Here is a 16,405-nt window from a genome sequence, read left to right as displayed (position 1 = left end):
ACGGACTTCCTCGCGCTATTGGCGGTCAGGAAGCGAGGAAGTCGAAGTGAAAGCCGACGAGGAACAGCACCAGCGCAATCCAGCGCAGCGCATGAGCAGGCCGTGCACGATCAAGAAGGGCGGCGAGGGTGTCGAATGCGCCCATCGCCAGAAGTACGAAGAGAAGGCCGGGTATCACCAGGGTGCCCAGGAGGAAGGCGCCGATCCAGATGCCGAGTCCGCGTTTGAAGGACCAGTGATCTCTGCTCATGATCCGGTGGACGAGCACAGCCATGGCCGCCACGACAGTCCACAGGACAAGAGCTGACGCTGCCGTCCAGCGGGGGATGAACGGATCAGTGGAGGTAAGGCTGAGAACCAGCATGTAGCTGACGAAGCCCACCCAGGCCAGGGCTGCGGTAACCATGACGACGGTGCCCAGAAAGGGGCTTCGCCGAGAATGATGCTCGAAGACGCGTCGGCGAGCCCGCCGCCCCACGGCTCGCAGTGATTCGGGTCCGATCAGGTCGAGCACGACGGTCAGGGCGGCGAAGAACTGGAGTGCTTTACCGGCGCGCCCCCAGATGTACAGGGGGTGTCCCCACAGAGTGGCGCCGACGAGTTGATGGCCGTTGAGCCAGCGCATCCACAGCTCCCATAGATCCCCCACGTGCGCATCATGTTGGCTGTATGACGTGGCGTCGAGCGGGACGGAGAATCAACCACATATGGAGGTGATGCGCATAATGGCGACTTTTGTTAGAGACGCTTCAGCGCTTTGCCGGAAGGATGGCGAGCCGGCGCCACTGCTCTGCGGTGCGGTCAGATTGAGTGGCACAGCTCGCTGAGCAGCTTCTCCACACGCGAGGCGGCGGCTGGACGCTGCCCCGGCTGCACCACTCGGCGCTGACCCGCCTGGCCGTACCTGGTCGTCAAGTTGGTACGTGAGGGTCACGTCATCGGCTCTGGCTGGTTAACGTCTAAGCGCGCTGTCGGTGGGAAGATTGAGTGGGTTTGCGCGCGGCGAGGAAGGCCGGTGAGGGATGGGCGAGCATACTGAGCTGAGCTGCCCGATCATCGCCGACTTGGGCCGGGTGAGGGATCAGGTGCGCGCCTTCGCGATGGCCTGCGGTTATGCCGGTACTCGGCTGGATGAGGTGCTGCTGGCAGTCGGGGAGGCGACGGCCAACGTGATCGAGCACGGCGGCGGCTCGGGCAGCCTGCGGGCTCGCGCCGACGCTGACGGCCTGCGGATCGAAGTGCTCGACACGGCTGGGACGCTGGCGTCCGAACGGTTTCAGCACCACATCACGACCCCACCGCCCAGAGGCAGACGCGGCGGATACGGGTTATGGGTAATCGCCCGGCTCTGCGACGAGGTCAGACTCGATCATCACGGTGGCGGGTCCCGCCTGAGCATGCGGTTGGGGCTCCACCGTACGGTCCCGCTCCCGAGCGAGCCGGCACGGTCAAGCCTCAGCCGGCCAGCTCCCAGCCTGCGTGAGACTGGCGTACGGCGGAAACAGGTCGACGAGCTGCGTGGTGATCAGCAGCCGGGCCAACGGGCCATGCACGCCGATCAGCCGCACGGCGCCGCCTCGTTGTTCAGCGCGGCGCTGCCCGCTGATCAGGGCCCACAGGCCGTGGGAGTCGCAGAAGACCAGCTCGCGGGTGTCGATCACGATACGAGGCGCGGGGCTGTCCAGGAGTCGATCGAAGACGCGCAGCAGGTCGGGCCGGGTTTGATGGTCGAGCTCCCCGTCAAGCCCAACGAGGGAGAATCCGGGCCGCTGGTCGATAGTGATCGCTAACTGTGTCATGGCGGGAGGGATAAGAGGGTCTAGCCGGGAACGTTGCCGATGGTATTGAGCCACGGCCCCGCACGCCGACGTGGTGGATCATCGTCAGAGTTCGCTCCTCCTACCCCGAGACCACGAATCCATCCGCTGTCGACGATGGGTTCAGATAATTGCATCGTTCGCGCTACGTGCCGAGTGGTCGTCAGTCTGCTGGGTGAAGTGCTCGGCAAGGGCGGTCATCTTGCCGAGATAGCGGGCGGCCAGTTGCAGGTGGGTGTAGGCCGTGTCCTCGTCGACGGTCCGGCCGCGCGGGTGACCGGCCTCGTTGCGAGTGATTCTCAGCAGGTCGGCCACCGCGTCCATGGTCAGGTTGTCGCCCAGGTCATCGGGCAACGCGGGCCGCATCGGCTCTAACCGGGCGCGCAGCGCCTGAAAGCGGGCGTTCTGAGAGCTCTTGGGGTTGTCCAGTTCCTTGCGCAGCTTCTCAGCCGAGGCGCCGAGGGCGGCGACCATGGCCTCGGCCACGCCGAGAAAGACCTGCTCGGCCGCGACGCCGAGCAGGCAAGATAGCAGCCCGCGTTGAAGGACTGCAGGGCCTCCTGCATGTACTGGTAGGCGATCGGATGCAGGCCCGGCACCTGACGGCGCAGCCGGCGCAGGTAGCCTTCGGGGTCGTAAGGCTCCCACGGGCCGCCCTCGACCGCCCTGCGGCCTCGCTCGGACAGTTTCCATCGCCAGTTGTCACTGGCCGGTTGGCGTTCGGGGTCCAGGTAGATCAAGCCGTCGGCGAGCAGTCCCCATAACGCTTCCCACGCCTCGTGTGGCTGGCAGCCGCTGGCTGCCCGGATGGCCTGGGGCAGGTAGGCGTCGTGGAAGCGGGTGTCAGCGCGGGGGATGGCCATCAGTCTGAGGACTTGGCTACGGATCTGCATCCCGACACAGTAGCCAGCCGATTGACGTCCGTACCGGCACGAGATGGGCGATGGCCGGCCCTCCATGTGGGAGGCGGCCATCACCGTAATTCATCGCAGTTGCTCAGCTTGGCAGCAGCTCGCTGAGCAGCTTCTCCACGCGGGCGCCGATGTCGTCACGAATGGCGCGCACGACGTCGATGCCCTGTCCGGCCGGATCGTCGAGCTTCCAGTCCTCGTACCGCTTGCCGGGGAAGATCGGGCAGGCGTCGCCGCAGCCCATGGTGATGACCACGTCACTGGCCTCGACCGCATCGACGGTGAGGACCTTGGGCTGGGCGGCGGTGATGTCGATGCCCACCTCGCGCATCGCCTCGATGGCGACCGGGTTGACCTGATCGGCCGGGGCCGATCCGGCGGAACGGACCTCGACGCGGCCTGCGGCCAGGTGGGTGAGCCATCCGGCGGCCATCTGGGAGCGTCCGGCGTTGTGTACGCAGACGAACAGGACGCTGGGCTTGTCAGGCACGGATGGGCTCCTTGGTGGTGAACAGGCGGCGGCCGGCCAGGCTGACGTAGACCAGGGCGACCAGGACGGGAACCTCGATCAGCGGGCCGACCACACCGGCGAGCGCTTGACCGGAGGTGACTCCGAAGACCCCCACGGCGACGGCGATGGCGAGCTCGAAGTTGTTGCCCGCAGCGGTGAAGGCGAGCGTGGTGGAGCGCTCGTAGCCCAGGCCGATCAGCTTGCCGATCAGGAACGAGCCGCCCCACATGATGGCGAAGTAGGCCAGCAGCGGCAGCGCGATGCGGGCGACATCTCCAGGCTGGGAGGTGATCGTGCCGCCTTGCAGGGCGAACAGGATGACGATGGTGAACAGCAGGCCGTAGAGGGCCAGGGGACCCACGCGCGGCAGGAAACGCTCCTCGTACCAGGTGCGGCCCTTGGCGCGCTCGCCCAGCTTCCTCGACAGATATCCGGCCAGGAGTGGGATGCCGAGGAAGATGAGCACGTACTGGGCGATGTCCCAGGCAGAGACCGCCAGCGCGGACTGCGCGAGGCCGAGCCAGCCGGGCAGCACCTGGAGGTAGAACCAGCCGAGCGCGCCGAAGGCGATCACCTGGAAGACGGAGTTGAGTGCGACCAGGACGGCGGCGGCCTCGCGGTCGCCGCAGGCCAGGTCGTTCCAGATGAGGACCATGGCGATGCACCGGGCGAGCCCGACGATGATCAGGCCGGTCCGGTACTCGGGCAGGTCGGGCAGGAAGATCCACGCCAGCGCGAACATGATGGCCGGGCCGAGGATCCAGTTGAGCACCAGGGAGGAGAGCAGCAGGCGGCGGTCGCCGGTGACGGTGCCCAGGCGGTCGTAGCGGACCTTGGCCAGCACCGGGTACATCATCAGCAGCAGGCCGAGCGCGATCGGCAGCGAGATCTGTCCGATCTTGACGGCGTCCAGCGCGGTGTCCAGTCCGGGCACCAGGCGTCCGAGCAGCAACCCCACGCCCATGGCCGCGATGATCCACACCGGCAGGAACCGATCCAGTACCGACAGGGCGCCGATCACGCCGGCCGACGGCGCGGTGGCCTGTACGGGGCGAGCCGACATCACGGCGACACCACCACCGCAGGGGCCGGACCGCCGGCGGGCAGGGTCAGCAGCGCCGACAACTCACCCAGCGTCTCGGGCACCAGGCGGTAGTAGACCCAGGAGGCGCGCCGCTCGGAGGTCAGCAGCCCGACTTCTTTGAGCACCTTCAGGTGGTGGCTGATGGTCGGCTGGGACAGCTCGAAGGCGTCGGTGATGTCGCACACGCACACCTCGCCGCCGGCGCGGCTGGCCACGATGGACAGGATGCGCAGCCGTACGGGGTCGCCCAGTGCCTTGAACACGCGCGCCACCCCGGCCGCCTGCTCGCTGTCCAGCGGTTCGCGGGTCAGCGGCGGGCTGCACTCCAGGATCTCCAGCAGTTCCATCCACTGCCCTTCCGTATAGACGTTTATCGAAATAGATGCATGTCTATATTGACATCTGTCTCTGCGTGCTCGGAACGAGGAGTACTCTCAGCCGGCCGGGACGCCGATGTCGGCCAGCAGGGCGCGGACCCGGCGCTCGACATCGTCGCGGATCGGGCGGATCTGCTCCGGCGTCTTGCCGTCGGGGTCGTCCAGGTCCCAGTCCAGGTAGCGCTTGCCCGGGTGGACCGGGCAGGCGTCGCCGCAGCCCATGGTGACCACCACGTCGGCGGCCTGCACGATCTCGCTGGTCCACGGCTTGGGGAACTCACCGGTGATGTCGATGCCGCGCTCGTGCATGACCTCGACGACGGCCGGATTGATCAGCTCGCCGGGCTCGGTGCCGCCGGACCAGCCGAGGGCGCGTTCGCCGGCCAGGTGGGCGAAGAAGCCGAGCGCCATCTGTGAACGGCCGGCGTTGTGCACGCACAGGAACAGCACGATCGGCACGCTGCTGCCGTCCTTGCCCTCGACGCGGGCCAGCGCGCGCAGCCGCTGGCGGGCGAACCGCTCGGCCAGCAGCGGCAGGTAGTTGGCGATGACGGCACGGCCGGCGAACTGGTCGTAGCTGGTGTGCAGGAACCGCTCGATGGTCTCGGTGCCGAAGGTGCCGGCGAACTCCTCGGCGAGCGTGCGCCCTGCGGTGAGCAAGGCGTGCTGCTGATCGACGGTCAGATCAGCGTGGCGGTAGGTGCTGTCCATGAAGGGCTCCGGCGGCGTCGCTCATATCGACGGCTGTCGATTTCGATGCTCATCGATATTGGCAGCCGTCGATGTCGTGAGGATGAACGCCAGGCCAACATCGGCCCTCGTGGTTGCTCATGCGCCGATCACCGCGCTGCGGCGTTCGATCAGCAGCACGTCCCGCCAGACGCCGTGATGCCGGCCGATGCGCTCGCGCGTCCCCACCACCTGGAACCCGAGCGCCTGGTGCAGGTTCAGGCTCGCGGCGTTCTCGCCGAACACGCCCGACTGGATCGTCCACACGCCGGCGTCCTCGGCGGCGGCGATGAACGCCGCCAGCAGGGCCCGCCCGATGCCGTGGGCCTGGCAGCCGGGATGGACGTAGATGCTGTGCTCGACCACGCCCGCATACACCGGTCGGGACGACACCGCCGAAGCCGCCACCCAGCCGAGCACCTCGCCGGAGTCGCCATCGGTCGCCACATACCGCAGGTGTGGCAACCGGCTCGCGCTGAAGCCCTCCCAGCTGGGTGCGGTGGTCTCGAAGCTGGCCTGGCCGGTGTCCAGCCCGTCCTGGTAGATGGCCAGCACCTCGGCGGCGTCGCTCTCGCGCATCGGCCGGATCTCCAGGCCGGGCCCGATGGCGGGCTTGACGGCCTGGACGATGGCCGAGTGCACCCCGTCGCCGTGATCGGCGCTCAACGTGATGGCGACCTGGACGAAGCCGGCGGCGACGAGCAGGTCCCGGTACTCCTGCACGGTGAGCGATCCGGCGGCGCAGCCGATGCGCTGCTCGGCCCGCCGTCGCGCCTGCTCGTCGAGCACCTGCGCGGTGACGACGTCGCTCACGCCGAACCGGCCGCCAGGCCGCAGCACCCGGAACGCCTCGGCCAGCACCGCCGCCTTGTCGTCGGACAGGTTGATCACACAGTTGGAGATGACCACGTCCACCGTGTGGCCGGGCAGCGGGATGGCCTCGATCGTTCCGTGCAGGAACTGCACGTTGGCCACGCCTGCCTGTTCGGCGTTGCGCCGGGCCAGTTCCACCATGGCGGGGCTGGCGTCCAGGCCGAAGGCGGTGCCGTACAGGCCGACCCGGCGGGCTGACAGCAGCACGTCGATGCCGCCACCGGACCCGAGGTCGAGCACCGTCTCACCGGCACGCAACTCGGCCACGGCGACCGGGTTTCCACACCCCAGGCTGGCCCGAAGCGCCCCCTCGGGAAGCGCGGCGGTGTCGTCGTAGCCGGCCGGGCCGAAACCGCCGTCGGTGAAGGCGGCGGGGTCGCAGTCGGCGATGCGTTGCCCGTCGAGCGCGCTGCGGGCCAGGGCGGAGTAGTGGTCGACGATCTCGTCGTGTGCCATGGGATCTCCTCAGTCGCAGACCGGTGCGGCCGGCACGGGGTTGCCCATCACCACGTCCGCGGCGGTGGGGAAACAGCTCACGCAGTTCTCGTTGATCCGGTACAGGCTGGAGGTCCCCTGCCGCTCCACCAGGACGAACCGCACCTCGGACAGGATCTTCAGGTGGTGCGACACGGTGGACTGCCCCACTCCGGAGGCGGCCACGATCTCGCCCACGCTCATCGGCTCGCGCCGCCGCGCCAGCAGCGACACGATCTGGATGCGGGTGGCGTCGGCCAGGGCCTTGAACCAGCTCGCGTACTCCTCGGCCTCGGCACGCGGCAGAGGCTCCTTCGCTTCATTCATCGAACATCGACGATAGACGATTAATTGCGAAGAGGGAAGCCCGGCTTGCGGACTTCGACGTAGGGCATCGGCCGTCGCGTTCGGGATCTACGCCATCCGTGCCGAGAGCCTGGTGCGCATCTGCCGCAGGCCCCCTGGACTCGCGCGTCTCGTTCGGGAGGACGGCGCGGGAAACAGACCCAGATGCCAACAGCGACCTTCGGCGCAGGACGACCCGCACCGGCCTTCAGCGAGTAGGCAACAATCGCCAGACAGGACAACCAGTAGTCATGCCGGTCAAGGCCGGGACGGTACTCGAAGGAGCCTTGGCAAGTATCACCGAGCCGCATGACTTGACCGGAGAAATCTCGGATCGATTTGATGCGCGAAGTAGAGCACAACAGGCTTGACCGGTGCTTGGGCGAGTATGCGATCAAGCCCGGCGTGTTCCGCTCGTTTATCTTTCCATCCGGCCCTGCTGGTGGGCGTTGTGCGGTCGAGGCGCGCGGTAGTCGACAGCTCGAACCCAGACATTTTGCCCCGCTGTCGGGTCCCAATGCGCCGGGCGCGTGCCGAAGAGCATGTGATGAGCATGAACTCGGTCATTCTCGCCTCTCGGAAGAGGCTCAGGAACCGAGAAAGCCCAGGTCGGGCAGGGTGTGGAGTGTAGGGCGCCCGGGGCTCGAACCCGGAACCTACGGATTAAAAGCCCGCAGCTCTGTTTGTGCGTGTCAGAGCATGCCGCATTCTGTCCCACCCGTTCAAAAGGTGTCAGCGCGAATGCGTCGATGTCGGGATATACATGCACGAAGCGACCGTCGGTGATCCGTTCGTATATGTCGCGAGTAAAGCCATGCGCTGCTGCTGATTGCTGGAGCTGCTCGGCTCGGAGTCCGATGCCGGTTTGACCAAGAGTTGGCCTCCCGTCCTGTCCTAACTCGGCCTTTCTGGCCGGTATTTAGATCAGTGACAGGGGTGATTGGCCCGCCAGATCGGGGCGTCCGATGGTGACCGTACAGTCCAGCTACTTCGCCGGATCTTCATGTGCCTGTCGCGCAAGCTGAGGCTGCCGCCGTGCGATCGGCGAGGGGCTCTCTGCGTGAGGCTGGCGTTCTCCGGCGAGGCATGTAGCCCGAGGGCCCGGTCCTGGGTGCGACGTGGGCCGGGGCACTGTGACCAGCGGATATCGCTTGACATGGGTGGTGAAGGTGGGCGTCGATATCGACCGCCCCGGGCCAGCCGGTGGCGCCCGCGTCCCCCGCTACGGTCCCTTAACGGCCCGTACGGGCCGACCGGTGCCGCCCTCCGTGCCGGGGCGCGGCAATCCCCGCTCCGGGCCGCCGACGGCGGCCCTTGCGGTGACGGACACGGTACACCGAGCGCTGCCGGTGGCGTCTAGAGCCTGTACGGAGTTCGGATCTCTAGGCTGGTCGGAGGCTTCGGATCCATAAGACGGCCCCGCGTAGGTGCAAGCCGGCCAGATAGCTGTCGGGTGTCTTGTCGAACCGGAAGGCCAGCCCACGCCACTGTTTGATCCGGTTGATGCAGCGTTCGGCCGTGTTGCGCTGCTTGTAGAGCTCGGGATCATGGGTGACCGGCCGACCACCGGCAGATCCGCGCTTCTTGCGGTTGGCCGCCTGGTCGGCCTTCTCCGGAATGACCGCCTTGATCCGACGCCGACGCAGGTAGGCGCGGTTGCCGCGCGAGGAGTACGCCTTGTCTGCGGCCACCGCGCCCGGCCGGGTGCGGTGGCCGATCGGCAGGCGGATCTTGATGCGCTCCAGCACCGGGCGGAACTGCGGGCTGTCCCCGGCCTGGCCGGCGGTCAGGACGAAGGACAGCGGACGGCATCGGCCATCGGCCGCCAGATGCACCTTGCTGGTCAACCCGCCCCGGGAGCGGCCCAGCTTGCCGGCCTTCAGCCGGAACCGGTAGCGGCGTCGCAGCAGTCGCCGCTCGTTCCTCTCGTCGTCGTCCCCGTCGTCCCCGTCGTCCCCGTCGTCCCCGTCGTCCCCGTCGTCCCCGTCGTCCCCGTCGTCCCCGTTGTTGTTGTCGCTGCTCTTTTCGTTGTTGGGGTTGCTGTCGGGGGCGTTTTGCCTCCTTGGCGAAGCCCCCTTTCCTGCTCGACGGCTTCTTCCAGGGCTGCGCTCAGCTCACCGTCCAAGACCATCCCGGCGGCATGATGGTGGGCGCGCACGGTGGTGGAGTCGACGCTGACCAGGTCGAGGTCGGCCTGTCCCCGGCCGGCGGCCTCGGCGATCATGGCCTGCATCAGCTGCTCGAACACGCCGTCCCGCGCCCAGGTGCGGAACCGGTCGTAGGCGGTGGACCATGGCCCGTACTCCTCCGGCAGGTCACGCCAGGGGCTGCCGGTACGAAACCGCCACATCACCGCGTTGAACAGCCGCCGCAGATCCGGGATCGGACCCCGCTCACCCAGCGGTAAGTGGGGCTCGATCAAGGACCATTCTTCGTCGGTGAGGTCTCCACGCGCCATGTTCGATGGCCTACCAGGACTGCCGGCCGTACCGCAGGCAATCCCTCTGATCTCAACTCCGTACAGGCTCTAGCAGCGGCCGAACCGTACGGGGCGCCGGTGTGGGGAGCGCCGCAGCAAGCGCGACGTCAGGCAAGCCGGCGACGCGAAATCAGCGAACAAAGGAAGGCGCAACAGCGACGATGAACGGAACCACCTTCAAGACGTGTTCCTGCCGGGACGAGGCGACCGGCAAGAGGCTGGGCAAGGCGTGCCCGAAGCTGCGCCGCCCCGGTGGCAGGGAACGCTGGAGCAGCACCCACGGCACGTGGGCCTACCAGCTGGAGCTGCCCGCACACGCTGACGGTCAGCGGCGTAACCCCCTGCGGCGTCGCGGCTTCGCTAGCCTGGAGGAGGTCGAGGCTGACCTGGAGCAGGCCCGGGCGCTGCTGGCGTTGGATGAGGACCCGCACGTGCAGCGGAAGATCACCGAGCTGATGCTGGCCGTGCTCAAGGACAGCAAGGCGCTGCCGCCGGTGGAGGAGGTGCGCCGCAAGGTCCGTACCCGCCAGGACCTCAACCCCACCGTCACAGTCGCCGAGTGGATGGAGGAGTTCCTGCGGCGTAAGCGGAAGATCGATGTGACCACGCGCCGGTCGTACGAGGCGCACATCCGCCTGTACTTCACCCCCTACCTCGGTGACATCCGGCTTGATCGGCTGCGGGTGTCGGATGTGGCGGGGATGTTCGATGCGATCGAGGAGTTCAACGACGTCATCGTCACCGCCCGCGCCAGCGGCGATCCCGAGGAGCGGGTCAAGGTGCGGTATCGGCGGCCGGTGGGCCCGGCCACTATGCATCGCATCCGCGCCACCTTGCGGCATGCGCTGAACATCGCGATCAAGCAGGATCGGCTGATCGACTTCAACCCGGCCACGGTCGTCGAACTCCCTGACGCCGAACGGCCGAAGGCGCTGGTGTGGACCGATGAGCGGGTCGCCGCCTGGAACCGGGATCTGCAGGAGCGGCTCGATGTCGAGCAGCGGCGGCGCGGCGCTCGGCTCAGCCGTGCTTGCATGATCAACGTGTACGCGTCCGTGCCGCGTCCGTCGCCGGTGATGGTGTGGACGCCCTCGCACACCTTTGCCTTCCTCGCCCAGGCGGCTACCCATCGGCTGTTCGCGCTGTACCGGTTGATCGCCTTGCGCGGGCTGCGCCGGGGTGAGGCGGTCGGGCTGCGGTGGAAGGACGTCGACCTGGCTGCCGGGACCGCTGGGGTGCACTGGCAGATCACCCAGCTGGGGTGGGAGCCGGTGCAGGGCAGGCCGAAGACCGAGGCAAGCGACCGCACCATCGCCTTGGACGCCGACACCGTCACGGCGCTACGCGCACATCGCAAACGGCAGGCGGCCGAGCAACTGGCCGCGGGGGAGGCGTGGACGGACAGCGGGTTCGTCTTCACCGACGAGCTCGGCCGGCCACTGCATCCGCAGCAGGTCAGCGACCAGTTCTACCTGCTGGCCTTCCAGGCGGGGTTGCCACCGGTGCGGCTGCACGACCTCCGCCACGGCGCCGCGTCGATCATGCTCGCTGCCGGGGTCGATCTGAAGGTCGTGCAGGAGACGCTCGGGCATGTTTCATCCACCTTCACCCGAGACACCTACACCAGCGTTTACCCAGAGGTGGCCCGCGCCGCCGCCGAATCCACCGCCGCCCTCATCAACACCGCAGCCGCAGGCGCCCAGAGCGCCCGGCTGATCACACTGCCGAACCACACCGGCGACGCCACCATCTGATGCAGCGAGCCCGGCGGGCCCGCCCGGTTCGTGGGCGGGCCTTGCTTGTTTGTCTATACGGCTGTCGCGGAGACGGTGCTGCAGCCCTCTGCGAGAAGCAGCGGATCTTTTATCTGCTGGCTGGAAACGCCCGGGAAGCCTGACGGGGCGGCTTGGGCGAGACTTGACCCCGCCTGAGGTCATTACTGGCTCGCGACGCCGTCCAGGCCTTCTTGCTTGATCTTCTGTTGGTCGTCGCCGGGGTCTGAACTGACGATGGCGGTCTAAATGATCTACCGGCATACACGGTGCGTACACAAGAGCAACCATCGAGCAACCAACCATGATCAACAACAAGATCCGAGGGTGGCGAGAAGCGAGAAACCCCAGGTCGGATGCGGTTTTGATGAGTAGGGCGGGTGGGACTTGAACCCACGACCCACGGATTATGAGTCCGATGCTCTGACCGGCTGAGCTACCGCCCCTGGATTCAGTTGTGGCGTGCGGTGTGCGGCGGGTGGATCTTGGTGAGGCTCGCGCATGTCAAGGCTAGAGCATCGGATCCGGGTGTCGCACGGCCGGACGGGGACGGTGTCCCGCGGACATCATTCCATGCCCGGCAAGGTTGGTGGAGTCGTGTCGATCATATTCGGGTCTCGGTTACGGGTCGTGTTTGCTGTGGGCGGAATGAGGGGGCTTGAGGGGCGGAGGTACGGTGCCGTCATGGCGGTCAAAGTGGTGTACGAGACCCATTCCATCACTGTGGACAACGAGATCGGGGTTGCCACCGGGTGGCTTCCCGGGGAGTTGTCCGAGCGGGGGCGGGAGCTGGCCGCCGAGCTCGGGATGCGGAGGCGGGGAGTGGACGTCGTCTACTGCTCCGATCTGCGCAGGGCGGTCGAGACGGTGGAGGTGGCGTTCGGGGGTGGGAAGGAGGTCCGGCTCGACGCGCGGCTCCGGGAGTGCGACTACGGCAGTTACAACGGGCGGCCCGTGAGCGAGGTCGCGGCCCTGCGCAGGGGGCACATCGACACGCCTTGGCCTGGTGGGCAGAGTTATCGGCAGGTCGTGGCGGAGACGGCCGCATTCCTGGGGGAGCTGCGGGAGGAGTGGCAGGGGGCCACGGTGCTGGTGGTGTCCCATTCGGCCAATCGGTGGGCGTTGCAGAACCTGCTGGAGGGGACTCCGCTGGAGGATCTGGTGGATGCGCCGTTCGCGTGGCAGGAGGGGTGGGAGTACCAGGTGGAGTAGTGCCTCGCCTGGAGGTGGGTCCCCGGGGGCCGGGGTGCGGGGGCCCGATCGGAGGTGGGCTCGTCGATGAGGTGGACGTGGGTGTCGGCGGGGTCGCCAGGGCGCCGGGGCTCTTCTGGGCGTACGTCGGCGGCGTTCGGTGGACATGGCTGATGCGCCGATCGCGTTCGCGATCAGCGCCGGTGGGTCGAGCTGGTTGTCTCCTTGCCGCCGGGGGTGTCGCCACGCCACGTTAACGGCGGGCCCGGGGGGCGAGGAGTACTACTTCACTCCTATCAGGGTGTTATGGAGCGGTGCCGTACGCCGGGTTGCGTACGAGCCAATCGGAGTAGACCGGACTGCGACGTACGGCCTCGGTGTGCGCCTGTTTGGCCTGGGCGACGACCCAGGTGGCGTCGGGGGCGGTGGGGTGGCGGCCGAGGAGCTGCCGCCAGCGCAGCGGCGCGCCGGAGAGCGGGACCATGGCCAGCCCGGGCAGGGCCTGGTGGGTCGCCTGGCAGAGCACCACGGCGCGGCCCACCTGGGCGAGGTGGGTGCAGGTCGGCACGTCCGTCTCGTAGATCGTCTCGGGGGTGAAGCCGGCCCGTGCGCACGCCATGGCGAAGCAGTCGGCGAAGCAGCCGTCGCCGGGCGTGACCGCCCATTGTTCGCCGGCCAGGTCGGCCAGCTCCACCTCCTTCTCCTTGGCGAGCGGATGGTCCTCGCCGACGAGGCAGAAGACCGGGTCGAGGCTGATCGTCTCCCACAGGAGTGTTCCCGTGGGGGTGCCGGAGTCGCCGCAGGCGCCGGTCAGCACGTAGTCGAGGCGGCCGAGCTCGACCATGTTGATCAGCTCGTGCGTTGACCAGGACGTGAACGTGGTGACCGTGCGCTCCGCGGCCAGCCGGTCGACCAGGCCGCCGAGTATCGGGCCGTTGGTGGCGCCGATGCGGAAGCCGGGGGAGGGGGTGTGGGCGAATCGTACGGCTTCGTCCTGCAGTTCCTTTGCCGCGGGGAGCAGCACGCGCGCCCGGGCGAGAACCAGCTCGCCGAGTCGCGTGGGCCGGGCCCCGTGACGGTCACGTTCGAACAGGGCGCCGCCGAGCACCCTCTCGATACGTTTGAGCTGGGCGGTGAGGGCCGGCTGCGCCAGCCCGAGCAGGGACGCGGCCTTGCTCACACTTCCCGCGTCCGCTACCGCGCGGACGATCCTGAGGTGCCTGAGCTCGAGGTCCATAACGGGAAGGTAAGGCGACGAATCGCTCCCAAACAATGGCTATATGTCAGGAATTGTGACAGATATTGTCGGGGGTGTCTGGGGTAGAGGGAACCCATGACGACGATGGGAATAGATCCGGCCCAGCTCAGCGACGAGGATGTGGTACGCGAGCTGCGGCAACTCCATGCCACTCGTAGTGACACATTCTTCCATGGATCAGACGATGCTCTGGCACGTCACACTTCCCGTACCAATGAGCTAGAGGCAGAATACCTTCGCAGGTTCCCCGACCGCGAGGTCGATCCGGCCCGGCTGCGGGAGGGGGCGAGGCAACGTTGATGTCCGAGGGGCATGACGTGCAGGAACTGTCGGACGTCGACATCCACGTCTACGAGGCGGTGGCCTCGCAGGCGATCGAGTCCGACGGCGTGGCCGGGCTGGAGGCGGTGATCCGGGCGACCGGCCTGGAGGGGGACGAGGTGCGCGAAAGCCTGGCCACCCTCGCGGGCCGGGGGTACGTCGTCCCGCGTGGCGACGGGTACGGCCTCGGTCCCCACACCTTCGAGGTCGAGTACTGACGCCGAGGTTCCGGGGCGGGGGCGCGTACCGGATCCGGGTTCGGAGGGCGAGGGCCGAGCACAAGAACGGGCGCGGGCGGCTCCGGCCCGGTGCCACAGCGGCGCCGGGCCGAGCCCCCGGAACAAAACCGGACCATCGGCCCCCGCACGACCCCCGCACGGGCCCGGAGTGGGCTCAGAGGGGCCTCGGGCAGGGGAGGGGGTCGGAGGGTCAGATCGGGCGGATGCGGGCCCAGGCGACGAAGGCGGCGCCGAAGACGGCCATCGGAAGCCCCGTCCACAGATTGACCACGTCCCCGAGCACCCCCGCCACGATCAGGATCACCCCGTACAGCAGGAACAGCCCGCCGATCACCATCCGGATGTCACTCACAGGATCACTCCGTACAAGAGGGCGGCCAGAATGACGGCGCCGGTGCCGAGCAGCACCGGCGAGCGGTACCAGCGCCGGTCGCCGGCGAGGGCGTCGTCCTCCAGGTCCACGGCGCTCAGGCCGTACACCAGGCCGCGCAGTTCCGCCTCCGGCTTGGGCGTGGTGACCAGCGTGACGATCACCGACACCAGCACGTCCACCACGAAGGCCACGCCCGCGCCCCAGAAGCTGGCGTTCAGCTCGGTGCCGAAGTTCACCACCCCGGCCTTGTACGCGAAGTACGACGCGAAGGCGCTCGCCGTCCCCGCCAGCAGCCCCCAGAACCCCGCCCACGGCGTCATCCGCCGCCAGAACAGCCCGACGACGAACGTCGCGAACAGCGGCGCGTTGAAGAAGCTGAACAACGCCTGCAGGTAGTTCATGATGTTGGAGTAGCCGGCCGCGATGAACGCCGTGCCCACGCCGAGCGCCACCCCGGCGACGGTCGCCACCCGTCCCACCTTCAGGTAGTGGACGTCCGGGCGGCCGGGCCGTACGTGCGCCTGCCAGATGTCGTTGGTGAACACCGTGTTGAACCCGCTGATGTTGGCCGCCATCCCCGCCATGAACGAGGCCAGCAGCCCGGTCACCGCGACGCCGAGCACGCCGTTCGGCAGCAGGTCGCGCATGAGCAGCGGGATCGCGTCGTTGTAGTCCTGGCCCTTGCCCAGGTCGCCGAAGAGCACCAGCGCGATCATCCCCGGCAGCACCGTCACCAGCGGGATGAACAGCTTGGGGAAGGCCGCGATGATCGGCGTCATCCGGGCCGCGTTGGTGTTCCTGGCCGACAGGGCGCGCTGCACCTCGGCGAAGTTCGTCGTCCAGTAGCCGAAGGAGAGCACGAACCCCAGGCCGAAGACGATCCCGATCCAGTGGGCCTGCATCGGGTTGGAGCCCGCGGTCCCGGCCCAGGTGTGCAGGCCGCCCTCGCCGAGCGCGCTCCGGCGCACCTTGTCGAACAGGCCGGACACGCCGCCGACCTTGATCAGGCCGAGCACGGTCAGCGGGATCAGCCCGGCGAGGATCACGAAGAACTGCAGCACCTCGTTGTAGATCGCCGAGGACAGGCCGCCGAGCGTGATGTAGGAGAGCACGATCAGCGCCGAGACGACCACCGACACCGGTAGCGGCCAGCCGAGCAGGGCCTCCATGACCAGGGCGAGCGCGTACAGGTTCACGCCGGCGATGAGGATCTGCGCGACCGCGAACATGAGGGCGTTCAGCAGCTGGGTGGCGCCGTTGAAGCGCCTGCGCAGGAACTCCGGGACGCTGCGCACCTTCGAGCGGTAGTAGAAGGGCATCATGACGATGCCGAGGAACACCATCGCGGGGACGGCGCCGATCCAGTAGTAGTGCACGGTCATCGCGCCGTACTGGGCGCCGTTGGCCGCCATGCCGAGGATCTCGATCGCGCCCAGGTTGGCCGACACGAACGCCAGCCCGGTGATCCAGGCGGGCAGCCCCCGGCCCGCGAGGAAGAAGTCGAGGCTGGAGCTGATCCGGCGGCGGGCGGCGATCCCGATCGCGAGCACGGTGGCGAAGTAGACCGCGATGAGGAGGTAGTCGAGGAGGTTGACGTCTAATCGCACAACCGGCCCGCTACCCGGAAAACACCGCGATAGCCGCGTTGTGG

Annotated in this window: 17 protein-coding genes, 1 tRNA gene and 2 pseudogenes; 5 read left to right on the top strand and 15 right to left on the bottom strand. The window is 67.9% G+C overall.

From position 1 onward, the window contains the following. Window positions 1-25 precede the first annotated feature (25 nt). Window positions 26-625 (bottom strand): hypothetical protein, encoded by a 600-nt coding sequence (locus ABZ815_RS22830; RefSeq protein WP_357700954.1) that lies wholly within the window; start codon window positions 623-625, stop codon window positions 26-28. Window positions 626-1,022: 397 nt separating this feature from the next. Here ABZ815_RS22830 and ABZ815_RS22825 point away from each other — a divergent pair. Continuing rightward, window positions 1,023-1,391, top strand: a pseudogene (locus ABZ815_RS22825) (ATP-binding protein); the annotation flags it as partial. A 57-nt stretch (window positions 1,392-1,448) separates the two neighbouring features. Here the strand turns inward: ABZ815_RS22825 and ABZ815_RS22820 are convergent. The 10 genes and pseudogenes from ABZ815_RS22820 to ABZ815_RS22775 form a co-directional block, all read right to left on the bottom strand. Continuing rightward, complete coding sequence (locus ABZ815_RS22820) at window positions 1,449-1,799, bottom strand: STAS domain-containing protein (protein ID WP_357700952.1); 351 nt, start codon at window positions 1,797-1,799, stop codon at window positions 1,449-1,451. Window positions 1,800-1,940: 141 nt separating this feature from the next. After that, window positions 1,941-2,303: a hypothetical protein gene (locus tag ABZ815_RS22815; RefSeq protein ID WP_357700950.1), complete on the bottom strand. Its 363-nt coding sequence runs from the start codon at window positions 2,301-2,303 to the stop codon at window positions 1,941-1,943. A gap of 510 nt (window positions 2,304-2,813) precedes the next feature. Continuing rightward, window positions 2,814-3,218, bottom strand: a complete 405-nt coding sequence (locus ABZ815_RS22810) for an arsenate reductase ArsC (protein ID WP_357700948.1) — start codon at window positions 3,216-3,218, stop codon at window positions 2,814-2,816. Beyond that, a complete protein-coding gene (gene arsB, locus ABZ815_RS22805) occupies window positions 3,211-4,302 on the bottom strand; it encodes an ACR3 family arsenite efflux transporter (RefSeq protein ID WP_357700946.1) in 1,092 nt (363 codons plus the stop codon). Before arsB ends, ABZ815_RS22810 begins: the two co-directional genes overlap by 8 nt. Continuing rightward, on the bottom strand, window positions 4,302-4,670 hold the full coding sequence (locus tag ABZ815_RS22800) for a metalloregulator ArsR/SmtB family transcription factor (protein ID WP_357700944.1): 369 nt from the start codon (window positions 4,668-4,670) through the stop codon (window positions 4,302-4,304). The genes arsB and ABZ815_RS22800 overlap by 1 nt, the downstream gene beginning before the upstream one ends. 87 nt (window positions 4,671-4,757) lie before the next feature. Further along, a complete protein-coding gene (locus tag ABZ815_RS22795; RefSeq protein ID WP_357700942.1) occupies window positions 4,758-5,411 on the bottom strand; it encodes an arsenate reductase ArsC in 654 nt (217 codons plus the stop codon). Between the two features lie 117 nt (window positions 5,412-5,528). Next, entirely contained in the window at window positions 5,529-6,758 is a 1,230-nt protein-coding gene (locus tag ABZ815_RS22790; RefSeq protein WP_357700940.1) for a GNAT family N-acetyltransferase, read from the bottom strand. A gap of 9 nt (window positions 6,759-6,767) precedes the next feature. Next, complete coding sequence (locus tag ABZ815_RS22785) at window positions 6,768-7,103, bottom strand: metalloregulator ArsR/SmtB family transcription factor (RefSeq protein WP_357700938.1); 336 nt, start codon at window positions 7,101-7,103, stop codon at window positions 6,768-6,770. A 1,400-nt stretch (window positions 7,104-8,503) separates the two neighbouring features. Continuing rightward, window positions 8,504-9,061: pseudogene (locus tag ABZ815_RS22780) on the bottom strand (IS5 family transposase); the annotation flags it as partial. After that, on the bottom strand, window positions 9,001-9,579 hold the full coding sequence (locus ABZ815_RS22775) for an IS5 family transposase (RefSeq protein ID WP_357700936.1): 579 nt from the start codon (window positions 9,577-9,579) through the stop codon (window positions 9,001-9,003). The pseudogene ABZ815_RS22780 and the gene ABZ815_RS22775, both read right to left, overlap by 61 nt. 182 nt (window positions 9,580-9,761) lie before the next feature. Between ABZ815_RS22775 and ABZ815_RS22770 the strand changes: the two genes are divergently transcribed. Further along, window positions 9,762-11,354 (top strand): tyrosine-type recombinase/integrase, encoded by a 1,593-nt coding sequence (locus ABZ815_RS22770; RefSeq protein ID WP_357700934.1) that lies wholly within the window; start codon window positions 9,762-9,764, stop codon window positions 11,352-11,354. Window positions 11,355-11,744: 390 nt separating this feature from the next. On the opposite strand, the gene ABZ815_RS22765 is transcribed toward ABZ815_RS22770, so the two are convergent. Further along, a tRNA-Ile gene (locus ABZ815_RS22765) sits at window positions 11,745-11,818 on the bottom strand. A 238-nt stretch (window positions 11,819-12,056) separates the two neighbouring features. Between ABZ815_RS22765 and ABZ815_RS22760 the strand changes: the two genes are divergently transcribed. After that, window positions 12,057-12,584: a histidine phosphatase family protein gene (locus tag ABZ815_RS22760; protein WP_357700932.1), complete on the top strand. Its 528-nt coding sequence runs from the start codon at window positions 12,057-12,059 to the stop codon at window positions 12,582-12,584. Window positions 12,585-12,867: 283 nt separating this feature from the next. Here ABZ815_RS22760 and ABZ815_RS22755 read toward each other — a convergent pair whose 3' ends face one another. Next, on the bottom strand, window positions 12,868-13,800 hold the full coding sequence (locus ABZ815_RS22755) for a LysR family transcriptional regulator (protein ID WP_357700930.1): 933 nt from the start codon (window positions 13,798-13,800) through the stop codon (window positions 12,868-12,870). 96 nt (window positions 13,801-13,896) lie between these two features. Between ABZ815_RS22755 and ABZ815_RS22750 the strand changes: the two genes are divergently transcribed. Together ABZ815_RS22750 and ABZ815_RS22745 are read left to right on the top strand one after the other, a co-directional pair. Then, the gene (locus ABZ815_RS22750) at window positions 13,897-14,121 is read left to right on the top strand and encodes a DUF6158 family protein (protein ID WP_125631040.1); all 225 of its coding nucleotides are present in this window, start codon (window positions 13,897-13,899) and stop codon (window positions 14,119-14,121) included. Beyond that, window positions 14,121-14,360, top strand: a complete 240-nt coding sequence (locus ABZ815_RS22745; RefSeq protein ID WP_357700928.1) for a hypothetical protein — start codon at window positions 14,121-14,123, stop codon at window positions 14,358-14,360. The genes ABZ815_RS22750 and ABZ815_RS22745 overlap by 1 nt, the downstream gene beginning before the upstream one ends. Window positions 14,361-14,571: 211 nt before the next feature. Here the strand turns inward: ABZ815_RS22745 and ABZ815_RS22740 are convergent, their stop codons facing one another. Beyond that, window positions 14,572-14,733, bottom strand: coding sequence for a hypothetical protein (locus ABZ815_RS22740; RefSeq protein WP_357700926.1), 162 nt, complete (start codon window positions 14,731-14,733; stop codon window positions 14,572-14,574). Beyond that, entirely contained in the window at window positions 14,730-16,361 is a 1,632-nt protein-coding gene (locus ABZ815_RS22735) for a sodium:solute symporter family protein (protein ID WP_357700924.1), read from the bottom strand. Before ABZ815_RS22735 ends, ABZ815_RS22740 begins: the two co-directional genes overlap by 4 nt. Between the last annotated feature and the right edge of the window lie 44 nt (window positions 16,362-16,405).

This window comes from Nonomuraea sp. NPDC047529 (genome assembly GCF_040642995.1).
Taxonomy (GTDB): Bacteria; Actinomycetota; Actinomycetes; order Streptosporangiales; family Streptosporangiaceae; genus Nonomuraea.
This window is presented reverse-complemented; position numbering and strand designations above follow the sequence as displayed.